Here is a 22,679-nt window from a genome sequence, read left to right on the forward strand (position 1 = left end):
AGTTTTTTCCGCCCATAAAAAAACCGGGCCAATGGCCCGGTTTTTCTACAACCTACGACTTACTCAGCAGCTTCTACTGCGCCGCCGACCGGACGGTCGACCAGCTCAACATAAGCCATTGGAGCATTGTCGCCAGCGCGGAAGCCGCACTTGAGGATGCGCAGGTAGCCACCCTCACGGGTCGCGTAGCGCTTGCCCAGGTCGTTGAAGAGCTTACCAACGATGGCTTTCGAACGAGTACGGTCGAAGGCCAGGCGGCGGTTAGCCAGGCTGTCTGTCTTGGCCAAAGTGATCAGCGGCTCAGCAACGCGGCGCAGTTCTTTAGCTTTCGGCAGTGTAGTTTTGATCAGCTCGTGCTCGAACAGCGACACCGCCATGTTTTGGAACATGGCCTTGCGGTGCGAGCTGGTGCGGCTCAGGTGACGACCACTTTTACGATGACGCATGGTTCATTCCTTACCAAACACAACGTTCGGTGATTACGACGATCAGGCAGTCGCCTTGTCGTCTTTCTTAAGACTTGCCGGCGGCCAGTTGTCGAGGCGCATGCCGAGGGACAGACCACGGGAGGCCAGGACGTCCTTGATCTCAGTCAGGGACTTCTTGCCCAGGTTAGGAGTCTTCAACAACTCTACTTCGGTGCGCTGAATCAGGTCGCCGATGTAGTAGATGTTCTCCGCCTTGAGGCAGTTGGCCGAACGCACAGTCAGTTCCAGGTCGTCAACCGGACGCAGCAGGATCGGATCGATCTCGTCTTCCTGCTCGATCACCACGGGCTCACTGTCACCTTTGAGGTCGACGAACGCGGCCAACTGCTGTTGCAGAATGGTCGCGGCACGGCGGATAGCCTCTTCCGGATCCAGGGTACCGTTGGTTTCCAGGTCAATAACCAGCTTGTCGAGGTTAGTGCGCTGTTCAACACGAGCGTTCTCAACCACGTACGCCACACGGCGTACCGGGCTGAAAGTGGAGTCAAGCTGCAAGCGACCAATGCTGCGGCTTTCGTCCTCATCACTCTGACGCGAGTCAGCCGGCTCATAGCCGCGACCACGTGCAACAGTGAGTCTCATGTTCAATGCGCCGTTAGAAGCCAAGTTGGCAATAACGTGGTCACCATTGACGATCTCGACATCATGATCCAGCTGAATATCGGCAGCGGTAACTACGCCCGAGCCCTTCTTCGCCAGTGTCAGAGTCACTTCGTCACGACCGTGCAGCTTGATAGCCAGACCTTTGAGGTTGAGCAGGATTTCAATAACGTCTTCCTGTACACCTTCAATGGCGCTGTACTCATGGAGTACACCGTCAATCTCGGCCTCGACTACTGCACAGCCAGGCATGGAGGACAACAAAATACGACGCAGTGCGTTGCCCAGGGTATGGCCAAAACCACGCTCGAGAGGCTCGAGAGTGATCTTGGCGCGGGTCGGACTGACCACCTGCACATCGATATGGCGGGGGGTCAGGAACTCATTTACCGAAATCTGCATGGATGCACCTATTTTCTAGCCCTTACTTGGAGTAGAGCTCGACAATCAGGCTTTCGTTGATGTCGGCGGAGAGGTCACTGCGAGCCGGCACGCTTTTAAACACGCCAGTTTTCTTCTCAGTATCCACTTCGACCCACTCAACGCGGCCACGCTGGGCACACAGCTCAAGAGCTTGAACAATGCGCAGCTGATTCTTCGATTTCTCGCGAACCGCAACCACGTCACCAGCACGAACCTGGTAGGACGGTACGTTTACGGTTTTACCGTTGATGCTGATCGCTTTATGCGAAACCAGCTGACGGGACTCGGCACGGGTAGCGCCGAAGCCCATACGGTATACGACGTTATCCAGACGGCACTCGAGCAGTTGCAGCAGGTTCTCGCCGGTAGCGCCTTTCTTGCCGGCAGCTTCCTTGTAGTAACCGCTGAACTGGCGCTCAAGCACGCCGTAGATACGACGGACTTTCTGCTTTTCACGCAGTTGAGTACCGTAATCGGATTGGCGACCACGACGTTGACCGTGGATACCAGGGGCTGCCTCGATGTTGCACTTCGATTCGATAGCGCGGACACCGCTCTTCAGAAAGAGGTCAGTGCCTTCACGACGGGACAGTTTGCATTTGGGACCAATGTAACGAGCCATTTTCTACTGTCTCCTGATTACACGCGACGCTTCTTCGGCGGACGGCACCCGTTATGCGGGATTGGCGTCACGTCGGTGATGCTGGCGATCTTGTAACCGCAGCCGTTCAATGCACGGACAGCGGACTCACGACCCGGACCGGGACCCTTGACGTTTACGTCGAGGTTCTTCAGGCCGTATTCCAGCGCAGCTTGACCAGCACGCTCTGCGGCTACTTGAGCAGCGAACGGGGTGGACTTGCGTGAACCGCGGAAACCCGAGCCACCAGAGGTAGCCCAGGACAGGGCGTTACCTTGACGATCGGTAATGGTCACAATGGTGTTGTTGAAAGACGCGTGGATGTGGGCGATGCCATCAACCACTGTCTTTTTTACTTTTTTACGAGGACGAGCAGCAGGTTTTGCCATGACTAGATTCCTGTCGATTCGCGGGTGCGATTACTTGCGGATCGGCTTACGCGGACCCTTACGGGTACGTGCGTTGGTCTTGGTACGCTGACCACGGACCGGAAGGCCGCGGCGATGGCGCAGGCCGCGGTAGCAACCCAGGTCCATCAAGCGCTTGATTTTCATGTTGACTTCACGACGAAGGTCACCTTCGGTGTTTACCTTCGCAACTTCGCCACGCAAGAGCTCAATCTGCTCATCGCTCAGATCTTTAATCTTTGCCGCCGGGTTAACCCCGGTGGTTGCGCAAATTTTCTGCGCAGTAGTGCGACCAACACCGAAGATGTAGGTCAGCGAGATAACAGTATGCTTGTTATCTGGAATGTTGACGCCTGCAATACGGGCCATTCAGTGAGACTCCAATTGACAGCTACCTACGCCCGGGAAGCCAAGAAAAGGGCGCGAGATATTAACGCTGTAATAACAAATAAGCAACCCGGCAGCGCACTAGCTGCCGGGCTTACAGCTCTTGATCACACTCAGCCTTGGCGCTGCTTGTGACGCGGTTCAGCACTGCAGATCACTCGCACGACACCTTCACGGCGAATAATTTTGCAGTTACGGCACAGCTTTTTCACCGATGCACGAACTTTCATCACCAACTCCTCGAACCTTATGGACACTTCAGCGGAGCATGCCGCTGCCGTAGCCCTTCAGGTTGGCTTTCTTCATCAGGGATTCGTACTGGTGTGAAACGAGGTGCGATTGTACTTGGGACATGAAGTCCATAACAACCACGACCACGATCAGCAACGAGGTCCCGCCAAGGTAGAACGGTACGTTGGCAGCCACCACCAGGAACTGGGGCAGCAAACAAACGGCCGTCATGTACAAAGCACCGAACATGGTCAAACGAGTCAACACGCCATCGATATAGCGCGCGGACTGCTCGCCCGGACGGATGCCAGGAATAAAGGCACCAGACTTCTTCAGGTTTTCCGCTACGTCTTTCGGATTGAACATCAGCGCTGTGTAGAAGAAGCAGAAGAAAACGATCCCTGCACTAAACAGCAAAATGTTCAACGGCTGACCAGGAGCGATAGCCTGTGAAATATCCTGAAGCCAGCCCATACCCTCGGACTGACCGAACCAGGCACCCAGCGAAGCCGGGAACAACAGAAGGCTACTGGCGAAAATAGCCGGAATAACACCGGCCATGTTCACCTTCAACGGCAAGTGGCTGGTCTGCGCAGCGAAGACCTTGCGGCCCTGCTGACGCTTGGCGTAGTGCACCGCAATGCGACGCTGGCCACGCTCAATGAACACCACGAAACCGATGATCGCTACCGCCAGCAAACCAATGGCGACCAGAGCGAAAATATTGATATCGCCCTGACGTGCAGACTCGAAAGACTGCCCGACAGCACTCGGCAAACCGGCCACGATGCCTGCAAAAATCAGCATCGAAATGCCGTTACCGACGCCTCGCTCAGTGATCTGCTCGCCCAACCACATCATGAACATGGCACCGGCCACGAAGGTGGTGACAGCTACGAAGTGAAAGCCGAAATCAACCGAGAACGCCACACCCTGCCCAGCCAGGCCAACGGACATGCCGGTCGCCTGTACAAATGCCAAGATCAAGGTGCCGTAGCGGGTGTACTGGCTAATCTTGCGACGGCCAGACTCACCTTCCTTCTTCAACTGCTCCAGCTGCGGGCTGACAGCGGTCATGAGCTGCATGATGATCGATGCCGAGATGTACGGCATGATCCCCAGCGCAAAGATGCTCATACGCTCCAGCGCGCCGCCGGAAAACATGTTGAACAAGCTAAGAATGGTCCCCTCATTCTGTCGAAACAGGTCTGCCAGCCGGTCCGGATTGATACCTGGAACTGGGATGTGCGCACCTACCCGATAGACGATGATCGCCATAAGGAGGAAGCGCAAACGAGCCCAGAGCTCGGATAACCCGCCATTGCTGAGCGCTGAGAGAGCACCTTGCTTAGCCATTTAGTCCTCGAACTTGCCGCCAGCTGCTTCGATAGCCGCGCGCGCACCCTTGGTGGCGGCGATACCTTTGAGGGTTACCGCACGAGTAATCTCACCGGACAGCATGACTTTCACGCGCTGTACGTGTTGATTAATCAGATTGGCATCCTTCAGAGACTGCAGAGTTACAACATCGCCTTCCACTTTATTCAGCTCGGAGGTACGCACTTCGGCGCGATCCATAGCCTTCAGGGAGACGAAGCCGAACTTCGGCAGACGGCGATGCAGCGGCTGTTGACCGCCTTCAAAGCCCGGGGCAATGGTGCCACCGGAGCGGGAGGTCTGACCTTTGTGGCCGCGGCCACCAGTCTTACCCAAACCGCTACCGATACCACGGCCCGGACGGTGCTTCTCGCGACGGGAACCCGGCGCAGGACTCAGATCGTTCAGGTACATGTGTTAACCCTCAACTCGCAGCATGTAGTAAGCCTTGTTGATCATCCCGCGATTCTCAGGAGTATCCAGGACTTCTACAGTGTGACCGATGCGACGCAGACCCAGACCCTTCACACAGAGTTTGTGGTTGGGGATACGGCCGGTCATGCTTTTGATCAGCGTTACTTTAACGGTAGCCATGATCAGAAGATCTCCTTAACGCTCTTGCCGCGCTTGGCAGCAATAGACTCAGGAGATTGCATAGCCTTCAAACCCTTGAAAGTGGCGTGAACCACGTTTACCGGGTTAGTCGAGCCGTAGCACTTGGCCAACACGTTCTGCACGCCAGCAACTTCGAGAACGGCACGCATAGCGCCGCCCGCGATGATACCGGTACCTTCAGAAGCAGGCTGCATGTACACCTTGGAGGCGCCATGGGCAGACTTCATCGCGTACTGCAGCGTGGTGCCATTGAGGTCCACCTGAATCATGTTGCGACGGGCAGCTTCCATAGCCTTCTGGATAGCGGCCGGCACTTCGCGGGACTTGCCACGACCGAAACCAACACGACCCTTACCATCACCTACCACGGTCAACGCGGTGAAAGTGAAGATACGGCCGCCTTTGACGGTCTTGGCAACGCGGTTAACCTGAACCAGCTTCTCGATGTAGCCTTCGTCGCTGCCATTGTCGCGGCTGTCACGTCTTTGATCGTTATTTGCCATAACTTAGAACTCCAGCCCGCCTTCACGAGCAGCATCAGCCAGTGCCTTAACACGGCCGTGGTACTTGAAGCCAGAACGGTCGAATGCCACCTGAGTGACGCCAGCGGCTTTCGCACGCTCAGCAACCAGCTGACCTACTTTCGTGGCCGCATCGATGTTGCCGGTGGCACCATCACGCAGATCCTTGTCCAAAGTCGAGGCGCTTGCCAGGACTTTGCTGCCGTCGGCCGAGATGACCTGGGCGTAAATGTGCTGCGAAGAGCGATACACGCAGAGACGCACGGCTTCTAGCTCGTGCATTTTCAGGCGTGCTTTGCGAGCGCGACGCAGTCGAGTAACTTTTTTGTCGGTCATTTGCTATGCCCTACTTCTTCTTGGCTTCTTTACGGCGGACGACTTCGTCTGCGTAACGCACACCTTTGCCTTTGTACGGCTCTGGCGGACGGAAGTCGCGGATCTCAGCGGCCACTTGACCAACCAGCTGCTTGTCGATGCCCCTGATCAGGATATCGGTCTGGCTGGGGGTTTCGGCGGTGACGCCTTGCGGAAGTTCGTATTCCACCGGATGCGAGAAGCCCAGCGCCAGGGACAGCACTTCGCCTTTTGCCTGTGCTTTGTAACCAACACCAACCAGCTGAAGCTTGCGCTCGAAGCCTTGGCTGACGCCGATCACCATGTTGTTAACCAACGCACGGGTGGTACCGGCCATTGCGCGTGTTTGTTGATCGCCATTGCGAGCAGCAAAACGCAGCTCACCAGCCTCTTCAACCACTTCAACGGACGAATGAACGTTCAGTTCTAGAGCGCCTTTAGCACCCTTCACCGAAAGCTGTTGGCCGGCGAGTTTGATCTCAACACCAGCTGGCAGCTTAACGGGGTTCTTAGCAACGCGAGACATGCTTATCCCCCCTTAGAACACAGTGCAAAGCACTTCACCGCCGACACCGGCAGCGCGCGCAGCACGATCCGTCATCACACCTTTGTTGGTGGAGACGATGGATACGCCAAGACCGCCACGAACTTTCGGCAGATCATCGACGGACTTGTACTGGCGCAGGCCTGGACGGCTGACGCGCTTCACTTCTTCGATGACCGGACGGCCTTCGAAATATTTCAGCTCGATGGATAGCAACGGCTTGATATCGCTGCTGATCTGAAAACCCGCAATGTAACCTTCGTCCTTGAGGACTTTGGCTACAGCAACCTTCAACGTGGAGGAAGGCATGCTGACGACGGACTTTTCAGCCATCTGGGCATTACGGATACGAGTTAGCATGTCCGCTAACGGGTCCTGCATACTCATGGGCTAGACGCTCCTGATACAAAAAGAATTAGCCTTGCGGCTACTACAGTCGCTAGAAAATCTCTGGGCAAATCAAAAACCCAGGCTCAGGCGAGCCGATCATTCTAGACACTGCTTAAAAATGAATCAAGCCCCAAAAGGGGCTTGATTCAATATCGCTCAACGCAACCGCCCGACCCCTGCAGACCGGACAGCCGCGAATCCTGACAGACCGCTTACCAGCTGGCTTTCACCAGACCTGGTACGTCACCGCGCATGGCAGCTTCGCGCAGCTTGTTACGGCCGAGGCCGAACTTGCGGTACACGCCGTGCGGACGACCAGTGAGGCGGCAGCGGTTACGCAGGCGCGAAGCGCTGGCGTCACGTGGCTGCTTTTGCAGAGCGATCTGCGCTTCCCAACGGGCTTCCGGACTGGTGTTCGGATTAACGATGGTAGCTTTCAGCTCAGCACGCTTTTTGGCGTACTTAGCTACCGTTTGCTGACGCTTCAGCTCACGGTTCTTCATGCTTGTCTTGGCCATGTTCCTACTCCGATCAGTTGCGGAACGGGAAGTTGAAAGCACGCAGCAAGGCGCGACCTTCATCATCCGTACGAGCAGTGGTGGTCAGGGTGATGTCCAGACCGCGCAGAGCATCGATCTTGTCGTAATCGATTTCCGGGAAAATGATCTGCTCTTTAACGCCCATGCTGTAGTTGCCACGACCATCGAAGGACTTGGCATTCAGGCCGCGGAAGTCACGCACGCGCGGCAGGGAGATCGAAAGCAGACGATCCAGGAATTCGTACATACGATCGCGACGCAAGGTAACTTTAACGCCGATCGGCCAGCCCTCACGGACTTTGAAGCCCGCGATGGATTTCCGAGCGTAAGTCACGATGACTTTCTGACCGGTGATTTTTTCCAAATCCGCTACAGCGTGCTCGATGATTTTCTTGTCACCGATCGCTTCGCCAAGACCCATGTTCAGGGTGATTTTGGTAACGCGCGGAACTTCCATCACGTTCGAAAGCTTGAGTTCTTCCTTAAGCTTCGGAGCGATTTCCTTCCGGTAAATCTCTTTTAGTCGTGCCATGGTCTTCTACCTAGCAGTGTTCAAGCATCAACCGCTTTTTGGGTCGACTTGAAGACACGAATTTTTTTACCGTCTTCTACTTTGAAACCAACGCGGTCAGCCTTGCTGGTTTCACCATTGAAAATGGCGACGTTAGAGGCGTGCAGCGGCGCCTCTTTTTCGACGATACCGCCTTGAACGCCCGACATCGGGTTCGGCTTGGTATGGCGCTTCACCAGGTTGATCCCACCAACGACCAGACGGTCGTCAGCGAGAACCTTGAGCACCTTGCCACGCTTACCTTTGTCTTTGCCGGCGATCACGATGATCTCGTCGTCACGACGAATCTTTTGCATGTCGGATCTCCTTACAGCACTTCAGGGGCGAGCGAGACGATCTTCATGAACTTCTCGGAACGAAGCTCACGGGTCACGGGCCCGAAGATACGGGTGCCGATCGGCTCTTGCTTGTTGTTCAGCATGACCGCAGCGTTGCCATCAAAACGAATGATGGAGCCGTCTGGACGACGGACACCGTGGCGAGTGCGAACGACAACAGCAGTCATCACCTGGCCTTTTTTGACCTTACCGCGCGGAATTGCTTCCTTCACGGTAACTTTGATGATGTCGCCGATGCCAGCATAACGACGGTGCGAACCGCCCAACACCTTGATGCACATCACTCGGCGAGCGCCACTGTTGTCGGCTACATCGAGCATGGATTGAGTCTGAATCATATAATTTCTCCGACCCCTAGTCCTTAGACTTCCACTGCGCGTTCGAGAACTTCAACCAGTGCCCAAGTTTTGGTCTTGGCCATCGGACGAGTTTCACGAATAGTGACCTTGTCGCCGATGTGGCATTGATTGGTTTCGTCGTGGGCGTGCAGCTTGGTCGAACGCTTCACGTATTTACCGTAGATCGGGTGCTTAACGCGGCGCTCGATCAGAACGGTGATGGTCTTGTCCATCTTGTCGCTGACCACACGGCCAGTCAGCGTACGGACGGTTTTTTCGGCTTCAGCCATGATTACTTACCTGCCTGCTGGTTGAGCACAGTCTTCACGCGAGCGATGTCACGCTTAACTTGCGAGAGCAGGTGAGACTGCCCCAACTGGCCAGTTGCTTTCTGCATACGCAGATTGAACTGGTCGCGCAGCAGGCCGAGCAGTTGCTCGTTCAGCTGCTGTGCTGATTTTTCACGAAGTTCATTCGCTTTCATCACATCACCGTCCGCTTAACAAAGGAGGTGGCGAGCGGCAGCTTTGCAGCAGCCAGGGCGAAAGCCTCACGCGCCAGCTCTTCGGAAACACCCTCGATTTCATACAGGACTTTGCCTGGCTGAATCTGGGCAACCCAATACTCAACGCTACCCTTACCTTTACCCATCCGCACTTCGAGAGGCTTCTTGGTGACCGGTTTGTCAGGGAACACGCGAATCCAGATTTTCCCGCCACGCTTAACGTGACGAGTCAGAGCACGACGAGCGGACTCGATCTGACGGGCGGTGAGACGACCGCGGGCAACAGACTTCAGGGCGAACTCGCCGAAGCTGACTTTGCTACCGCGTTGCGCCAAGCCACGGTTGTGGCCTGTCATCTGCTTGCGGAACTTCGTACGCTTTGGTTGCAACATTTGGCGTACCCCTTACTTAGCGGCTTTTTTACGAGGCGCAGGTGCTTGTGGTTTCAGTTCTTCCTGGCGACCACCAATTACTTCGCCTTTGAAGATCCAAACCTTGACACCGATCACACCATAAGTGGTGTGCGCTTCGTACGTGGCATAGTCGATATCGGCACGCAGGGTGTGCAACGGCACACGACCTTCGCGATACCACTCGGTACGGGCAATTTCTGCACCGCCCAAACGACCGCTCACTTGGATTTTGATGCCCTTGGCACCAATGCGCATGGCGTTCTGTACAGCGCGTTTCATAGCGCGACGGAACATCACACGACGCTCCAGCTGCTGAGCTACGCTCTGCGCAACCAGCATACCGTCGAGCTCCGGCTTGCGGATCTCTTCGATATTGATGTGCACAGGCACACCCATTTGCTTGGTCAGGTCCTGACGCAGCTTCTCAACATCCTCACCTTTCTTGCCGATCACGATGCCGGGACGAGCGGTGTGGATGGTGATACGTGCTGTTTGAGCCGGACGATGAATATCGATACGGCTGACGGACGCGCTTTTTAATTTGTCTTGGAGATACTCACGCACCTTCAGATCAGCGAACAAGTAGTCCGCATAAGTCCGGCCGTCTGCATACCAGACGGAGGTGTGTTCCTTGACGATACCCAGGCGAATGCCAATGGGATGTACTTTCTGACCCATCTCTTCGACTCCGTTACTTGTCAGCAACCTTGACAGTGATATGGCAAGACCGCTTGACGATGCGATCAGCGCGGCCTTTGGCACGCGGCATGATGCGCTTCAGCGAACGCCCTTCGTTGACGAAAACGGTGCTGACCTTAAGGTCATCAACGTCTGCGCCTTCGTTGTGCTCGGCGTTGGCTACAGCCGACTCCAGCACTTTCTTGATGATCTCGGCGGCTTTCTTACTGCTGAAAGCCAACAGGTTGAGCGCTTCGCCCACCTTCTTCCCGCGGATCTGGTCGGCGACCAAGCGGGCTTTCTGGGCGGAGATTCGAGCGCCCGACAACTTAGCGGCTACTTCCATCGTTCCTTACCCCTTAACGCTTGGCTTTCTTGTCAGCCACGTGCCCACGATAAGTGCGGGTACCGGCGAACTCGCCCAGTTTGTGGCCGACCATGTCTTCGTTCACGAGAACGGGGACGTGCTGGCGACCGTTGTGTACAGCGATGGTCAGACCGACCATTTGTGGCAGGATCATGGAACGGCGCGACCAGGTTTTCACCGGCTTGCGATCGTTCTTTTCCACCGCCACTTCGACCTTCTTCAGTAGGTGAAGATCGATAAAAGGACCTTTTTTCAGAGAACGTGGCACTGTCGTATCCCTCTATTTACTTGCGACGACGGACGATCATTTTATCGGTGCGCTTGTTACCACGAGTCTTCGCGCCCTTAGTCGGGAAGCCCCATGGAGACACCGGATGACGACCACCAGAGGTACGACCTTCACCACCACCATGTGGGTGGTCGACTGGGTTCATGGCAACACCACGAACGGTCGGGCGAACGCCACGCCAGCGTTTGGCACCAGCTTTACCCAGCGAACGCAGGCTGTGCTCGGAGTTCGAGACTTCGCCCAGGGTCGCGCGGCATTCGGCCAGCACTTTACGCATTTCACCGGAACGCAGACGCAGGGTCACGTACGCGCCTTCACGAGCGATCAGCTGAGCCGAAGCGCCAGCGGAACGAGCGATCTGAGCACCTTTACCCGGCTTCAGTTCAACGCCATGCACGGTGCTACCGACCGGCATGTTACGCAGTTGCAGAGCATTGCCCGGCTTGATCGGCGCCAGAGCACCTGCGATCAACTGGTCGCCAGCACTCACGCCTTTAGGGGCGATGATGTAACGGCGCTCGCCGTCTGCGTACATCAACAGAGCGATGTGCGCGGTACGGTTCGGGTCATATTCAATGCGCTCGACAGTGGCTGGAATGCCATCTTTGTCGTTGCGACGGAAATCGACCAGACGGTAATGCTGCTTATGACCACCACCGATGTGACGCGTGGTAATACGGCCATTGTTGTTACGACCACCAGACTTCGACTTTTTCTCGAGCAGCGGTGCGTGAGGAGCGCCTTTGTGCAGCTCCTGGTTGACCACCTTGACCACAAAACGGCGGCCAGCGGAAGTCGGTTTGCATTTAACGATTGCCATGATGCACCCCTTCCTTACTCAGCACTGCTGCTGAAGTCGAGATCTTGGCCCGGCTGAAGGGAGATAACTGCCTTCTTCCAGTCGTTACGCTTGCCCAGACCGCGAGCAGTACGCTTGCTTTTACCCAGAACATTCAGGGTAGTCACACGCTCTACTTTCACGCTGAACAGGCTTTCGACGGCCTTCTTGATTTCCAGCTTGGTTGCATCGGTAGCAACCTTGAAAACGAACTGGCCTTTTTTGTCAGCCAAAACCGTGGCTTTCTCAGAGACGTGCGGGCCAAGTAGCACTTTAAATACGCGTTCCTGGTTCATCCCAGCAGCTCCTCGAATTTCTTCACGGCCGACACAGTGATCAACACTTTGTCGTATGCGATCAGACTGACCGGATCGGAACCCTGTACATCACGCACATCAACGTGCGGCAGGTTGCGAGCAGCCAGGTACAGATTCTGATCAACAGCATCGGACACGATCAGAACGTCTGTCAGACCCATGCCATTCAGCTTGTTCAGCAGATCTTTGGTTTTCGGTGCTTCGACAGCGAAGTCTTGAACCACAACCAGACGATCAGTGCGCACCAGCTCAGCAAGGATGGAGCGCAGTGCTGCGCGGTACATCTTCTTGTTCAGCTTCTGCGAGTGATCCTGCGGACGCGCTGCGAAAGTGGTACCGCCGCCACGCCAGATTGGGCTACGGATAGTACCGGCACGAGCACGGCCAGTACCCTTCTGACGCCACGGGCGCTTACCGCCACCGGAAACGTCGGAACGAGTCTTTTGCTGCTTGCTGCCCTGACGACCGCCAGCCATGTAGGCTACGACTGCCTGGTGTACCAGCGTCTCGTTGAATTCGCCGCCGAAGGTTGCTTCGGAAACTTCGATCGCCTGAGCGTCATTTACATTTAATTGCATGTCAGCTTCCCCTTAACCGCGAGCCTTGGCTGCCGGACGCACAACCAGGTTGCCGCCGGTAGCGCCAGGCACAGCGCCCTTGACCAGCAGCAGATTGCGTTCAGCGTCGACGCGCACAACTTCCAGGGACTGCACGGTCACGCGCTCAGCGCCCATATGACCGGACATTTTTTTGCCCTTGAATACACGACCAGGAGTCTGGCACTGGCCGATGGAGCCAGGGACGCGGTGGGAGACGGAGTTACCGTGGGTGTTATCTTGACCGCGGAAGTTCCAGCGCTTGATGGTACCGGCGAAGCCTTTACCCTTGGACTGACCGGTGACATCCACCAGCTGACCTGCTTGGAAAATTTCTGCATTGATCAGATCGCCAGCCTGGTACTCGCCTTCTTCAAGACGGAATTCCCAGACGCCGCGACCGGCAGCTACGTTTGCTTTAGCGAAGTGGCCTGCTTGAGCAGCAGTCACGCGCGAAGCACGACGCTCACCGACAGTGACCTGCACTGCACGATAGCCATCGCTTTCTTCGGTTTTGAACTGGGTGACGCGATTCGGCTCGATCTCAATGACCGTAACCGGAATGGAGACACCTTCTTCGGTGAAAATACGGGTCATACCGCATTTACGACCGACTACACCAATAGTCATGTTGTAAACCTCATGAGTGTACGGGGCTTTCACCCGCTATGGCCGCCCATTTCAGAGCGTTACACGACTTAGACCAGAAGGTCTTAGCCGAGGCTGATCTGCACTTCCACGCCAGCCGCAAGGTCGAGCTTCATAAGAGCGTCAACGGTTTTATCCGTTGGCTGGACGATGTCCAGAACGCGCTTGTGAGTACGGATCTCGTACTGGTCACGCGCGTCTTTGTTGACGTGCGGGGAAACCAGAACAGTGAACCGCTCTTTGCGAGTAGGCAGAGGAATCGGACCACGCACTTGAGCACCAGTACGTTTCGCGGTTTCCACGATTTCCTGGGTGGATTGGTCGATCAGGCGATGATCAAAAGCCTTCAACCGTATCCGGATTTGTTGATTTTGCATTGACCTCAGACTCCCAGTAGCTATTCCCAACGGGCGCAATACGCCCGTTAAAAGGAGGCGCAATTCTATAGACGCCCCCTCTGGGTGTCAACTCAATAAAAAAGCCCCCGCAAGCGGGGGCTTTTTCAAGAATCAACGATTACTCGATGATTTTGGCTACTACACCAGCGCCGACGGTACGACCGCCTTCACGGATGGCGAAACGCAGACCGTCTTCCATCGCGATCGGGGCAATCAGGGTGACAACCATTTTGATGTTGTCGCCCGGCATTACCATTTCAACGCCTTCTGGCAGTTCGCAGTTACCGGTTACGTCAGTTGTACGGAAGTAGAACTGCGGACGGTAGCCCTTGAAGAACGGAGTATGACGGCCGCCTTCTTCTTTGCTCAGAATGTAAACTTCGCCTTCGAACTTGGTGTGCGGCTTGATGGTGCCCGGCTTGGCCAGTACCTGACCACGCTCAACGTCATCACGCTTGGTGCCACGCAGCAGTACGCCAACGTTCTCACCAGCACGGCCTTCGTCCAGCAGCTTGCGGAACATCTCAACACCAGTGCAGATGGTCTTGGTGGTATCACGGATACCAACAATTTCCACTTCTTCCTGGATCTTGACGATGCCACGCTCAACACGACCGGTTACCACGGTGCCGCGACCGGAGATGGAGAACACGTCCTCGATCGGCATCAGGAACGGCTTGTCGATTGCACGCTCAGGTTGCGGGATGTAGGTGTCGAGGGTTTCAACCAGCTTGCGCACGGCAGAAACGCCCATCTCGTTGTCGTCTTGACCGTTCAACGCCATCAGCGCGGAACCGATCACGATCGGAGTGTCGTCGCCCGGGAAGTCGTAAGTGCTGAGCAGGTCACGCACTTCCATCTCTACCAGTTCCAGCAGCTCAGCGTCGTCCACCATGTCAGCCTTGTTCAGGAAGACCACGATGTACGGAACGCCTACCTGACGGGACAGCAGGATGTGCTCACGGGTTTGCGGCATCGGACCATCGGCGGCCGAGCAAACCAGGATCGCGCCGTCCATCTGCGCAGCACCAGTGATCATGTTTTTCACATAGTCAGCGTGGCCCGGGCAGTCAACGTGTGCGTAGTGACGGATAGCCGAATCGTATTCAACGTGGGAAGTGTTGATCGTGATACCACGAGCTTTTTCTTCCGGCGCGTTGTCGATCTGGGCGAAGTCACGCGCGGAACCACCGAAGGCTTCAGCGCAAACTTTGGTCAGAGCAGCAGTCAAAGTTGTCTTGCCATGGTCTACGTGACCAATGGTGCCAACGTTCAAGTGCGGTTTGTTACGTTCAAATTTTTCTTTAGCCACGACAGTAAACCTCTTGCCTAAAGGGCTGGATCAGCCTTGTTTCTTGACGATAGCTTCGGCGATGTTCGACGGAGCTTCTGAGTACTTCGAGAATTCCATGGAGTAGCTGGCGCGACCCTGAGACATGGAGCGGACGTCGGTCGCATAACCGAACATCTCACCCAACGGAACCTCGGCACGAATCACTTTGCCGGCAACCGTATCTTCCATACCCTGGATCAGACCACGACGACGGTTCAGGTCGCCCATCACGTCACCCATGTAGTCTTCTGGTGTTACCACTTCCACTTTCATGATCGGCTCAAGCAGTACAGCGCCGCCCTTTTGGGCCAGCTGCTTGGTCGCCATGGAAGCAGCGATCTTGAATGCCATCTCGTTAGAGTCGACATCATGGTAAGAACCATCGAAGACCGCAGCTTTCAGGCCGATGAGCGGATAACCGGCAACAACGCCGTTTTTCATCTGCTCTTCGATACCCTTCTGAATAGCCGGGATGTATTCCTTCGGAACCACACCACCCACTACTTCGTTGACGAATTGCAGACCTTCCTGACCTTCGTCAGCCGGCTCGAAGCGAATCCAGCAATGACCAAACTGGCCACGACCACCGGATTGACGCACGAACTTGCCTTCGATTTCGCATTTGTTGCGAATGGTCTCACGGTAAGCAACCTGCGGCTTACCGATGTTAGCTTCCACACCGAACTCGCGCTTCATGCGGTCGACGAGGATGTCCAGGTGCAATTCACCCATACCCGAGATGATCGTCTGACCAGTCTCTTCGTCGGTCTTGACGCGGAAAGACGGGTCTTCCTGAGCAAGCTTGCCCAGCGCGATACCCATTTTTTCCTGGTCGACCTTGGTCTTCGGCTCAACGGCAACCGAGATAACCGGCTCCGGGAAGTCCATACGAACCAGGATGATCGGCTTCTCAAGGGAGCACAGGGTGTCACCGGTGGTGACGTCCTTCATGCCGATCAGTGCCGCGATGTCGCCAGCGCGCACTTCCTTGATTTCCTCACGGGTGTTCGCATGCATTTGCACCATACGACCAACGCGCTCTTTCTTGCCTTTGACCGAGTTGCTGACGGCATCGCCAGAGCTCAATACGCCCGAGTAAACGCGCGCAAAAGTCAGGGTACCCACGAACGGATCGGTAGCGATCTTGAATGCCAGGGCCGAGAACGGCTCGCTGTCATCGGCATGACGCTCCATATCGACGGTTTCGTCATCCGGATCGGTACCCTTGATCGCCGGAATATCAACCGGAGCAGGCAGGTAATCGATAACGGCGTCGAGAACCAGAGGAACACCCTTGTTCTTGAACGAAGAACCACAAACAGCCGGAACGATTTCGCCAGCGATAGTGCGCTGACGCAGACCAGCCTTGATTTCTTCGATGGTGAGTTCTTCACCTTCGAGGTACTTGTTCATGAACTCTTCATTGGCCTCGGCAGCTGCCTCGACCATGTTGCTGCGCCACTCTTCAGCCAGACCCTGAAGCTCAGCCGGGATCTCTTCCTCGCGGAAGGTCATACCCTGGTCTTCGTCATTCCAGTAGATAGCCTTCATCTTGATCAGATCGATCTGACCCGCGAAGTTATCCTCGGAACCGATAGCCAATTGGATTGGCACCGGCGTGTGACCCAGACGCTCTTTGATCTGACCGATGACGCGCAGGAAGTTGGCGCCAGCGCGGTCCATCTTGTTCACGTAGACAAGACGGGGAACACCGTACTTGTTGGCTTGACGCCATACGGTTTCGGACTGCGGCTCAACACCGGACGTGCCGCAGAACACCACGACCGCGCCGTCGAGTACGCGCAAGGAGCGCTCTACTTCGATGGTGAAGTCAACGTGCCCGGGGGTGTCGATGATGTTGAAACGGTAGCGGTCGAACTGCTTGGAAGAGCCAGCCCAGAACGCAGTAGTCGCAGCGGAGGTGATAGTGATACCACGCTCCTGCTCCTGCACCATCCAGTCCATGGTCGCGGCGCCATCATGCACCTCGCCCATTTTGTGGTTGACGCCCGTGTAGAACAGAACCCGCTCCGTCGTGGTGGTCTTGCCAGCATCCACGTGCGCGACGATACCGATGTTGCGGTAGCGGTTAATCGGTGTAGTACGAGCCATAAAGCCCTCGCAAATTTAGAAGCGCCGAATTTAGAAGCGGTAGTGCGAGAAGGCCTTGTTGGCTTCTGCCATGCGGTGCACGTCTTCACGCTTCTTAACAGCAGCACCTTTGCCTTCAGCGGCATCCAGCAACTCACCAGCCAAACGCAGGGCCATGGATTTCTCGCCACGCTTACGGGCGAAATCCACCAACCAGCGCATGGCCAGGGCGTTACGACGGGACGGACGAACTTCGACCGGAACCTGGTAAGTAGCACCGCCTACACGGCGCGACTTCACTTCGACCAGCGGAGCGATGGCGTCGAGAGCTTTCTCGAAGATTTCCAGGGGATCGCTGTTCTTGCGTTCTTTAACCTTTTCCAGCGCGCCATAAACGATACGCTCGGCAACGGCTTTTTTGCCGCTTTCCATCACGTGGTTCATGAACTTGGCCAGGATTTGGCTGCCGTATTTTGGATCGTCAAGCACTTCGCGCTTGGCTGCTACACGTCTTCTTGGCATTTGATAAGCCCTCAAACGGTCTTCAGGTTAGCCCGGGACCATAACCGTCTGGTTACGCCCGACCTTACTCTTATCGACTCAGAAAAATAGAAATCTGCAATTCAGTTCAAGCGCCGATTACTTCGGACGCTTGGTACCGTACTTCGAACGACCCTGGTTACGGCCTTTAACGCCGGAAGTATCCAAGGAGCCGCGAACGGTGTGGTAACGAACACCTGGCAAGTCTTTTACACGACCGCCGCGGATCAGCACCACGCTGTGCTCTTGCAGGTTGTGGCCTTCACCGCCGATGTACGAGGAAACCTCGAAACCGTTGGTCAGACGCACGCGGCATACTTTACGCAGTGCCGAGTTAGGTTTTTTCGGCGTAGTGGTATACACGCGAGTGCATACGCCACGACGTTGCGGGCAGTTCTGCAGCGCAGGCACGTCGGATTTCTCGACGATACGCTTACGCGGCTGACGTACCAGCTGGTTGATAGTTGCCATCTACTAGCTCCACTGTTGTCTTTCGACGCTATTGTCTTTCAACACAAACAAAAAATGACAGGATAAAAGCCCCGCCAAATTTAGGGGTACAAGAGTCTAAAGAGGTTCTAGCACCCAGTCAAGACGAGGCCCGATGAGCTGTTCATCACTGAACACCGCATCGGGCCTCGCTCTCAATTACAACCCGTATCGATTACAGGTTGTTCAACGCTTCGGACAGCTGGGCTTCAGCTTCGCTCGCGCTGACCTGAACCGGCTTGCCGGCTTCACGACGACGCTTGCGCTCACTGTGGTAAGCCAAACCAGTACCGGCCGGGATCAGACGACCCACCACCACGTTCTCTTTCAGGCCGCGCAGGAAGTCACGCTTGCCAGTAACCGCTGCCTCAGTGAGGACGCGGGTGGTCTCCTGGAAGGAGGCCGCAGAGATGAACGACTCGGTGGACAGCGAAGCCTTGGTGATACCCAGCAGAACGCGGTCGAACTTGGAGATGAATTTCTCATCCGCGCTCAGACGCTCGTTCTCTACCAGTACGTGAGTCAACTCCATCTGGTCGCCCTTGATGAAGCTGGAATCACCGGATTCGGTGATCTCAACTTTACGCAGCATCTGACGCAGGATGGTCTCGATGTGCTTGTCGTTGATCTTCACGCCCTGCAGGCGGTAAACATCCTGGATCTCGTTGACGATGTACTTGGCCAGTGCGCTGACACCCAGCAAACGCAGGATATCGTGCGGATCGCTCGGGCCGTCGGAGATGACTTCGCCGCGGTTCACTTGTTCGCCTTCGAAGACGTTCAGGTGACGCCACTTCGGAATCAGCTCCTCGTACGGATCGCTGCCATCGTTCGGCGTGATAACCAGACGGCGCTTGCCCTTGGTCTCTTTACCGAAGGCGATGGTGCCGCTGATTTCGGCCAGAATCGAGGCCTCTTTCGGGCGACGCGCTTCGAACAAGTCGGCAACGCGCGGCAGACCACCGGTGATGTCACGGGTCTTGGAGGTTTCTTGCGGGATACGGGCGATAACATCACCGATACCCACTTGCACGCCATCCGCCACGCCGACCAAGGCGTTAGCCGGCAGGAAGTACTGAGCCGGTACGTCGGTACCCGGCAACAGCAGATCCTTGCCATCGACACCGACCATCTTCACGGCCGGACGGATGTCCTTGCCAGCCGCTGGACGGTCTTTGGCATCAAGCACTTCGATGTTGGTCATACCGGTCAATTCGTCGGTCTGACGCTTGATGGTGATGCCTTCTTCCATGCCCACATAGGTCACGGTACCTTTCATTTCGGTAACGATCGGGTGGGTGTGCGGATCCCATTTGGCGACGATCGCGCCGGCATCCACTTTGTCGCCTTCCTTCACCGAAATCACGGCACCGTACGGCAGCTTGTAACGCTCGCGCTCACGACCGAAGTCATCCGCGATGGCCAGTTCACCGGAGCGGGATACCGCCACCAGGTTGCCGTCCAGACGCTCGACGTGCTTCAGGTTGTGCAGACGAACAGTACCGCCGTTCTTCACCTGGACGCTGTCGGCAGCCGAAGTCCGGCTTGCCGCACCACCGATGTGGAACGTACGCATGGTCAGCTGGGTACCCGGCTCACCAATCGACTGAGCAGCGATTACGCCGACCGCTTCACCGATGTTGATCTGGTGACCACGGGCCAGGTCGCGACCGTAGCACTTGGCGCAGATGCCGTAGCGGGTTTCACAGCTGATCGGCGAACGCACGATCACTTCGTCGATGCTGTTCAGCTCGATGAACTCGACCCACTGCTCATCGACCAACGTACCGGCCGGAACCAGCACCTCTTCGGAGCCAGGCTTGAACACGTCACGGGCGATCACTCGACCCAATACGCGCTCGCCCAGCGGCTCGACCACGTCGCCGCCTTCAATGTGCGGCGTCATCAGCAAGCCGTGTTCGGTACCGCAATCGATCGCGGTCACTACCAAGTCCTGCGCAACGTCCACCAGACGACGGGTCAGGTAACCGGAGTTCGCGGTTTTCAACGCGGTATCCGCCAGACCTTTACGCGCACCGTGCGTCGAGATGAAGTACTGCAGTACCGACAGACCTTCGCGGAAGTTCGCGGTGATCGGCGTCTCGATGATCGAGCCGTCCGGCTTGGCCATCAGGCCCCGCATACCGGCGAGCTGACGGATCTGCGCAGCAGAACCCCGCGCACCCGAGTCGGCCATCATGTACATGGAGTTGAAGGACTCCTGATCGACTTCCTTGCCATGACGGTCGATGACCTTCTCTTTCGAGAGGTTCGCCATCATCGCCTTCGACACTTCGTCGTTGGCCTTGGACCAGAGGTCGATCACCTTGTTGTACTTCTCGCCCTGGGTTACCAGGCCGGAGGCGTACTGGCTTTCGATTTCCTTAACCTCTTCGGTGGCCGCATCGATGATGCGCGCCTTCTCATCCGGAATGACGAAGTCATTCACGCCGATGGAAACGCCGGAGATCGTCGAGTAGGCGAAGCCGGTGTACATCAGTTGGTCAGCGAAGATCACGGTGTCTTTCAAGCCACAGGTGCGGTAGCACTGGTTGATCAGCTTGGAGATCGCCTTCTTCTTCATCGGCAGGTTGACCACGTCATACGACAGGCCTTCCGGAACCACCTGGAACAGCAGCGCACGGCCGACAGTGGTGTCGACGATACGGGTGTTCTTGGTGATGCTGCCATCGCGGTCTTTGATGACCTCGTTGATACGCACTTTGACCTTGGCGTGCAGCGCTGCCTCGCCGCCACGGAATACCCGGTCGACTTCCTGCAGGTCAGCGAATACGCGGCCTTCGCCCTTGGCGTTGATCGCTTCACGGGTCATGTAGTACAGACCCAATACCACGTCCTGCGACGGCACGATGATTGGCTCACCGTTGGCTGGCGACAGGATGTTGTTGGTCGACATCATCAACGCGCGCGCTTCGAGCTGGGCTTCCAGCGTCAGCGGTACGTGCACGGCCATTTGGTCGCCGTCGAAGTCGGCGTTGTACGCGGCGCAGACCAGCGGGTGCAGCTGAATCGCCTTACCTTCGATCAGAACCGGTTCAAACGCCTGGATACCCAGACGGTGCAGGGTCGGTGCACGGTTGAGCAGTACGGGGTGTTCGCGAATCACTTCAGCGAGAACGTCCCACACTTCCGGCAGCTCGCGCTCGACCATCTTCTTCGCGGCCTTGATGGTGGTGGCCAGGCCACGCATTTCCAACTTGCCGAAAATGAACGGTTTGAACAGCTCGAGGGCCATTTTCTTTGGCAGACCGCACTGGTGCAGACGCAGGGTCGGGCCCACGGTAATTACCGAACGACCGGAGTAGTCCACGCGCTTACCGAGCAAGTTCTGACGGAAACGACCTTGCTTACCCTTGATCATGTCAGCCAAGGACTTCAGCGGACGCTTGTTCGAGCCAGTGATGGCACGACCGCGACGGCCGTTGTCGAGCAGGGCGTCGACCGCTTCCTGCAGCATGCGCTTTTCGTTGCGCACGATGATGTCCGGTGCGGACAGGTCGAGCAGGCGCTTCAGACGGTTGTTACGGTTGATCACCCGACGATACAGATCGTTCAGGTCAGAGGTCGCGAAACGACCGCCATCCAACGGAACCAACGGACGCAGATCTGGCGGCAGAACCGGCAGAACGGTCAGCACCATCCACTCAGGATGGTTGCCGGAGCCCTGGAAGGCCTCCATCAGCTTCAGGCGCTTGGACAGCTTCTTGATCTTGGTTTCCGAGTTGGTCTGCGGAATTTCTTCACGCAGGCGGGCAGTCTCGTGCTCCAGATCGATAGCGCTGAGCAACTCGCGCACAGCCTCGGCACCCATGCGGGCGTCGAAGTCGTCACCGAACTCTTCGATGGCTTCGAAGTACTGCTCGTCGTTCAGCAACTGGCCTTTTTCCAGAGTGGTCATGCCCGGATCGATAACGACATAGCTCTCGAAATAGAGAACGCGTTCGATATCACGCAGGGTCATGTCCAGCAGCAGGCCGATACGGCTCGGCAGCGACTTGAGGAACCAGATGTGGGCAACCGGCGATGCCAGTTCGATGTGCGCCATGCGCTCACGACGAACCTTGGCCAAGGCCACTTCAACGCCGCACTTCTCGCAGATCACGCCGCGGTGCTTGAGGCGCTTGTACTTGCCGCACAGGCACTCGTAGTCTTTGACTGGGCCAAAGATCTTGGCGCAGAACAGGCCGTCACGCTCGGGTTTGAACGTACGGTAGTTGATGGTTTCCGGCTTTTTAACTTCACCGAACGACCACGAACGGATCATCTCTGGCGAGGCCAACCCAATACGGATGGCATCGAACTCTTCGACTTGACCCTGGTTTTTCAGCAAATTCAGTAGGTCTTTCAAGGCCTTTCCTCCTGGCGGAGCAAGGAGCGGGCTAAACAGCCCCGC

General features: G+C 56.3%; 33 protein-coding genes. All 33 read right to left on the reverse strand.

The window, feature by feature from the left end; all coding sequences use genetic code 11:
- Nucleotides 1–59: 59 nt before the first annotated feature.
- The 33 genes from rplQ to rpoC all read right to left on the reverse strand — a co-directional run bounded on the left by rplQ (nucleotide 60) and on the right by rpoC (nucleotide 22,634).
- The gene (gene rplQ / locus AC3IYG_RS19795; protein ID WP_489311212.1) at nucleotides 60–446 is read right to left on the reverse strand and encodes a 50S ribosomal protein L17; all 387 of its coding nucleotides are present in this window, start codon (nucleotides 444–446) and stop codon (nucleotides 60–62) included.
- Between the two features lie 42 nt (nucleotides 447–488).
- On the reverse strand, nucleotides 489–1,490 hold the full coding sequence (locus AC3IYG_RS19800; protein WP_489311213.1) for a DNA-directed RNA polymerase subunit alpha: 1,002 nt from the start codon (nucleotides 1,488–1,490) through the stop codon (nucleotides 489–491).
- 22 nt (nucleotides 1,491–1,512) lie between these two features.
- Entirely contained in the window at nucleotides 1,513–2,133 is a 621-nt protein-coding gene (gene rpsD, locus AC3IYG_RS19805; RefSeq protein WP_489311214.1) for a 30S ribosomal protein S4, read from the reverse strand.
- A gap of 17 nt (nucleotides 2,134–2,150) precedes the next feature.
- Nucleotides 2,151–2,540, reverse strand: coding sequence for a 30S ribosomal protein S11 (gene rpsK, locus AC3IYG_RS19810; protein ID WP_002555466.1), 390 nt, complete (start codon nucleotides 2,538–2,540; stop codon nucleotides 2,151–2,153).
- A 30-nt stretch (nucleotides 2,541–2,570) separates the two neighbouring features.
- Nucleotides 2,571–2,927, reverse strand: a complete 357-nt coding sequence (rpsM, locus tag AC3IYG_RS19815) for a 30S ribosomal protein S13 (protein ID WP_108096520.1) — start codon at nucleotides 2,925–2,927, stop codon at nucleotides 2,571–2,573.
- A gap of 131 nt (nucleotides 2,928–3,058) precedes the next feature.
- Nucleotides 3,059–3,175: a 50S ribosomal protein L36 gene (gene rpmJ, locus AC3IYG_RS19820; protein WP_002555468.1), complete on the reverse strand. Its 117-nt coding sequence runs from the start codon at nucleotides 3,173–3,175 to the stop codon at nucleotides 3,059–3,061.
- 28 nt (nucleotides 3,176–3,203) lie between these two features.
- The gene (gene secY / locus AC3IYG_RS19825) at nucleotides 3,204–4,532 is read right to left on the reverse strand and encodes a preprotein translocase subunit SecY (RefSeq protein ID WP_137888630.1); all 1,329 of its coding nucleotides are present in this window, start codon (nucleotides 4,530–4,532) and stop codon (nucleotides 3,204–3,206) included.
- Entirely contained in the window at nucleotides 4,533–4,967 is a 435-nt protein-coding gene (gene rplO / locus AC3IYG_RS19830) for a 50S ribosomal protein L15 (RefSeq protein WP_119952542.1), read from the reverse strand.
- A gap of 3 nt (nucleotides 4,968–4,970) precedes the next feature.
- Nucleotides 4,971–5,147 carry a 50S ribosomal protein L30 gene (gene rpmD / locus AC3IYG_RS19835; protein ID WP_003186033.1) on the reverse strand — a complete coding sequence of 59 codons (177 nt, stop codon included), beginning with the start codon at nucleotides 5,145–5,147 and terminating at the stop codon, nucleotides 4,971–4,973.
- 2 nt (nucleotides 5,148–5,149) lie between these two features.
- Nucleotides 5,150–5,671 (reverse strand): 30S ribosomal protein S5, encoded by a 522-nt coding sequence (gene rpsE / locus AC3IYG_RS19840; RefSeq protein WP_489311215.1) that lies wholly within the window; start codon nucleotides 5,669–5,671, stop codon nucleotides 5,150–5,152.
- A gap of 3 nt (nucleotides 5,672–5,674) precedes the next feature.
- Nucleotides 5,675–6,025: a 50S ribosomal protein L18 gene (gene rplR, locus AC3IYG_RS19845; RefSeq protein ID WP_119952545.1), complete on the reverse strand. Its 351-nt coding sequence runs from the start codon at nucleotides 6,023–6,025 to the stop codon at nucleotides 5,675–5,677.
- Nucleotides 6,026–6,035: 10 nt separating this feature from the next.
- Nucleotides 6,036–6,569, reverse strand: a complete 534-nt coding sequence (gene rplF, locus AC3IYG_RS19850; RefSeq protein ID WP_489311216.1) for a 50S ribosomal protein L6 — start codon at nucleotides 6,567–6,569, stop codon at nucleotides 6,036–6,038.
- Between the two features lie 12 nt (nucleotides 6,570–6,581).
- The gene (rpsH, locus tag AC3IYG_RS19855) at nucleotides 6,582–6,974 is read right to left on the reverse strand and encodes a 30S ribosomal protein S8 (protein WP_119952547.1); all 393 of its coding nucleotides are present in this window, start codon (nucleotides 6,972–6,974) and stop codon (nucleotides 6,582–6,584) included.
- A gap of 215 nt (nucleotides 6,975–7,189) precedes the next feature.
- A complete protein-coding gene (rpsN, locus tag AC3IYG_RS19860; RefSeq protein ID WP_489311217.1) occupies nucleotides 7,190–7,495 on the reverse strand; it encodes a 30S ribosomal protein S14 in 306 nt (101 codons plus the stop codon).
- Between the two features lie 13 nt (nucleotides 7,496–7,508).
- Complete coding sequence (gene rplE / locus AC3IYG_RS19865; RefSeq protein WP_119952549.1) at nucleotides 7,509–8,048, reverse strand: 50S ribosomal protein L5; 540 nt, start codon at nucleotides 8,046–8,048, stop codon at nucleotides 7,509–7,511.
- Nucleotides 8,049–8,068: 20 nt separating this feature from the next.
- Nucleotides 8,069–8,383, reverse strand: coding sequence for a 50S ribosomal protein L24 (gene rplX, locus AC3IYG_RS19870; protein ID WP_119952550.1), 315 nt, complete (start codon nucleotides 8,381–8,383; stop codon nucleotides 8,069–8,071).
- Nucleotides 8,384–8,394: 11 nt separating this feature from the next.
- On the reverse strand, nucleotides 8,395–8,763 hold the full coding sequence (gene rplN / locus AC3IYG_RS19875) for a 50S ribosomal protein L14 (protein WP_489311218.1): 369 nt from the start codon (nucleotides 8,761–8,763) through the stop codon (nucleotides 8,395–8,397).
- Nucleotides 8,764–8,786: 23 nt separating this feature from the next.
- Nucleotides 8,787–9,053 (reverse strand): 30S ribosomal protein S17, encoded by a 267-nt coding sequence (rpsQ, locus tag AC3IYG_RS19880; RefSeq protein ID WP_489311219.1) that lies wholly within the window; start codon nucleotides 9,051–9,053, stop codon nucleotides 8,787–8,789.
- Nucleotides 9,054–9,055: 2 nt separating this feature from the next.
- On the reverse strand, nucleotides 9,056–9,247 hold the full coding sequence (gene rpmC / locus AC3IYG_RS19885; RefSeq protein WP_002555481.1) for a 50S ribosomal protein L29: 192 nt from the start codon (nucleotides 9,245–9,247) through the stop codon (nucleotides 9,056–9,058).
- Complete coding sequence (rplP, locus tag AC3IYG_RS19890; RefSeq protein WP_110618209.1) at nucleotides 9,247–9,660, reverse strand: 50S ribosomal protein L16; 414 nt, start codon at nucleotides 9,658–9,660, stop codon at nucleotides 9,247–9,249. The genes rpmC and rplP overlap by 1 nt, the downstream gene beginning before the upstream one ends.
- Before the next feature lie 12 nt (nucleotides 9,661–9,672).
- Entirely contained in the window at nucleotides 9,673–10,359 is a 687-nt protein-coding gene (gene rpsC, locus AC3IYG_RS19895) for a 30S ribosomal protein S3 (protein WP_027982006.1), read from the reverse strand.
- A gap of 13 nt (nucleotides 10,360–10,372) precedes the next feature.
- A complete protein-coding gene (rplV, locus tag AC3IYG_RS19900) occupies nucleotides 10,373–10,705 on the reverse strand; it encodes a 50S ribosomal protein L22 (protein ID WP_003210077.1) in 333 nt (110 codons plus the stop codon).
- Nucleotides 10,706–10,718: 13 nt separating this feature from the next.
- Entirely contained in the window at nucleotides 10,719–10,994 is a 276-nt protein-coding gene (gene rpsS / locus AC3IYG_RS19905) for a 30S ribosomal protein S19 (protein WP_003255482.1), read from the reverse strand.
- Nucleotides 10,995–11,010: 16 nt separating this feature from the next.
- Nucleotides 11,011–11,835, reverse strand: coding sequence for a 50S ribosomal protein L2 (gene rplB, locus AC3IYG_RS19910; protein WP_489311220.1), 825 nt, complete (start codon nucleotides 11,833–11,835; stop codon nucleotides 11,011–11,013).
- 14 nt (nucleotides 11,836–11,849) lie between these two features.
- Nucleotides 11,850–12,149 (reverse strand): 50S ribosomal protein L23, encoded by a 300-nt coding sequence (gene rplW, locus AC3IYG_RS19915; protein ID WP_002555488.1) that lies wholly within the window; start codon nucleotides 12,147–12,149, stop codon nucleotides 11,850–11,852.
- Entirely contained in the window at nucleotides 12,146–12,748 is a 603-nt protein-coding gene (gene rplD / locus AC3IYG_RS19920) for a 50S ribosomal protein L4 (protein WP_137820055.1), read from the reverse strand. The genes rplW and rplD overlap by 4 nt, the downstream gene beginning before the upstream one ends.
- A gap of 12 nt (nucleotides 12,749–12,760) precedes the next feature.
- Nucleotides 12,761–13,396: a 50S ribosomal protein L3 gene (gene rplC, locus AC3IYG_RS19925; RefSeq protein ID WP_122453851.1), complete on the reverse strand. Its 636-nt coding sequence runs from the start codon at nucleotides 13,394–13,396 to the stop codon at nucleotides 12,761–12,763.
- Between the two features lie 83 nt (nucleotides 13,397–13,479).
- On the reverse strand, nucleotides 13,480–13,791 hold the full coding sequence (gene rpsJ, locus AC3IYG_RS19930; RefSeq protein WP_003186070.1) for a 30S ribosomal protein S10: 312 nt from the start codon (nucleotides 13,789–13,791) through the stop codon (nucleotides 13,480–13,482).
- Between the two features lie 139 nt (nucleotides 13,792–13,930).
- Nucleotides 13,931–15,124, reverse strand: coding sequence for an elongation factor Tu (tuf, locus tag AC3IYG_RS19935; protein ID WP_489311221.1), 1,194 nt, complete (start codon nucleotides 15,122–15,124; stop codon nucleotides 13,931–13,933).
- Between the two features lie 30 nt (nucleotides 15,125–15,154).
- Nucleotides 15,155–17,257 carry an elongation factor G gene (gene fusA / locus AC3IYG_RS19940; RefSeq protein WP_489311222.1) on the reverse strand — a complete coding sequence of 701 codons (2,103 nt, stop codon included), beginning with the start codon at nucleotides 17,255–17,257 and terminating at the stop codon, nucleotides 15,155–15,157.
- A 30-nt stretch (nucleotides 17,258–17,287) separates the two neighbouring features.
- Nucleotides 17,288–17,758: a 30S ribosomal protein S7 gene (rpsG, locus tag AC3IYG_RS19945; RefSeq protein ID WP_002555493.1), complete on the reverse strand. Its 471-nt coding sequence runs from the start codon at nucleotides 17,756–17,758 to the stop codon at nucleotides 17,288–17,290.
- 117 nt (nucleotides 17,759–17,875) lie between these two features.
- Entirely contained in the window at nucleotides 17,876–18,247 is a 372-nt protein-coding gene (gene rpsL / locus AC3IYG_RS19950) for a 30S ribosomal protein S12 (protein WP_003186084.1), read from the reverse strand.
- Between the two features lie 193 nt (nucleotides 18,248–18,440).
- Nucleotides 18,441–22,634 (reverse strand): DNA-directed RNA polymerase subunit beta', encoded by a 4,194-nt coding sequence (gene rpoC / locus AC3IYG_RS19955; RefSeq protein ID WP_489311223.1) that lies wholly within the window; start codon nucleotides 22,632–22,634, stop codon nucleotides 18,441–18,443.
- Nucleotides 22,635–22,679 lie beyond the last annotated feature (45 nt).

It is taken from the genome of Pseudomonas sp. KH_027 (assembly GCF_057838565.1).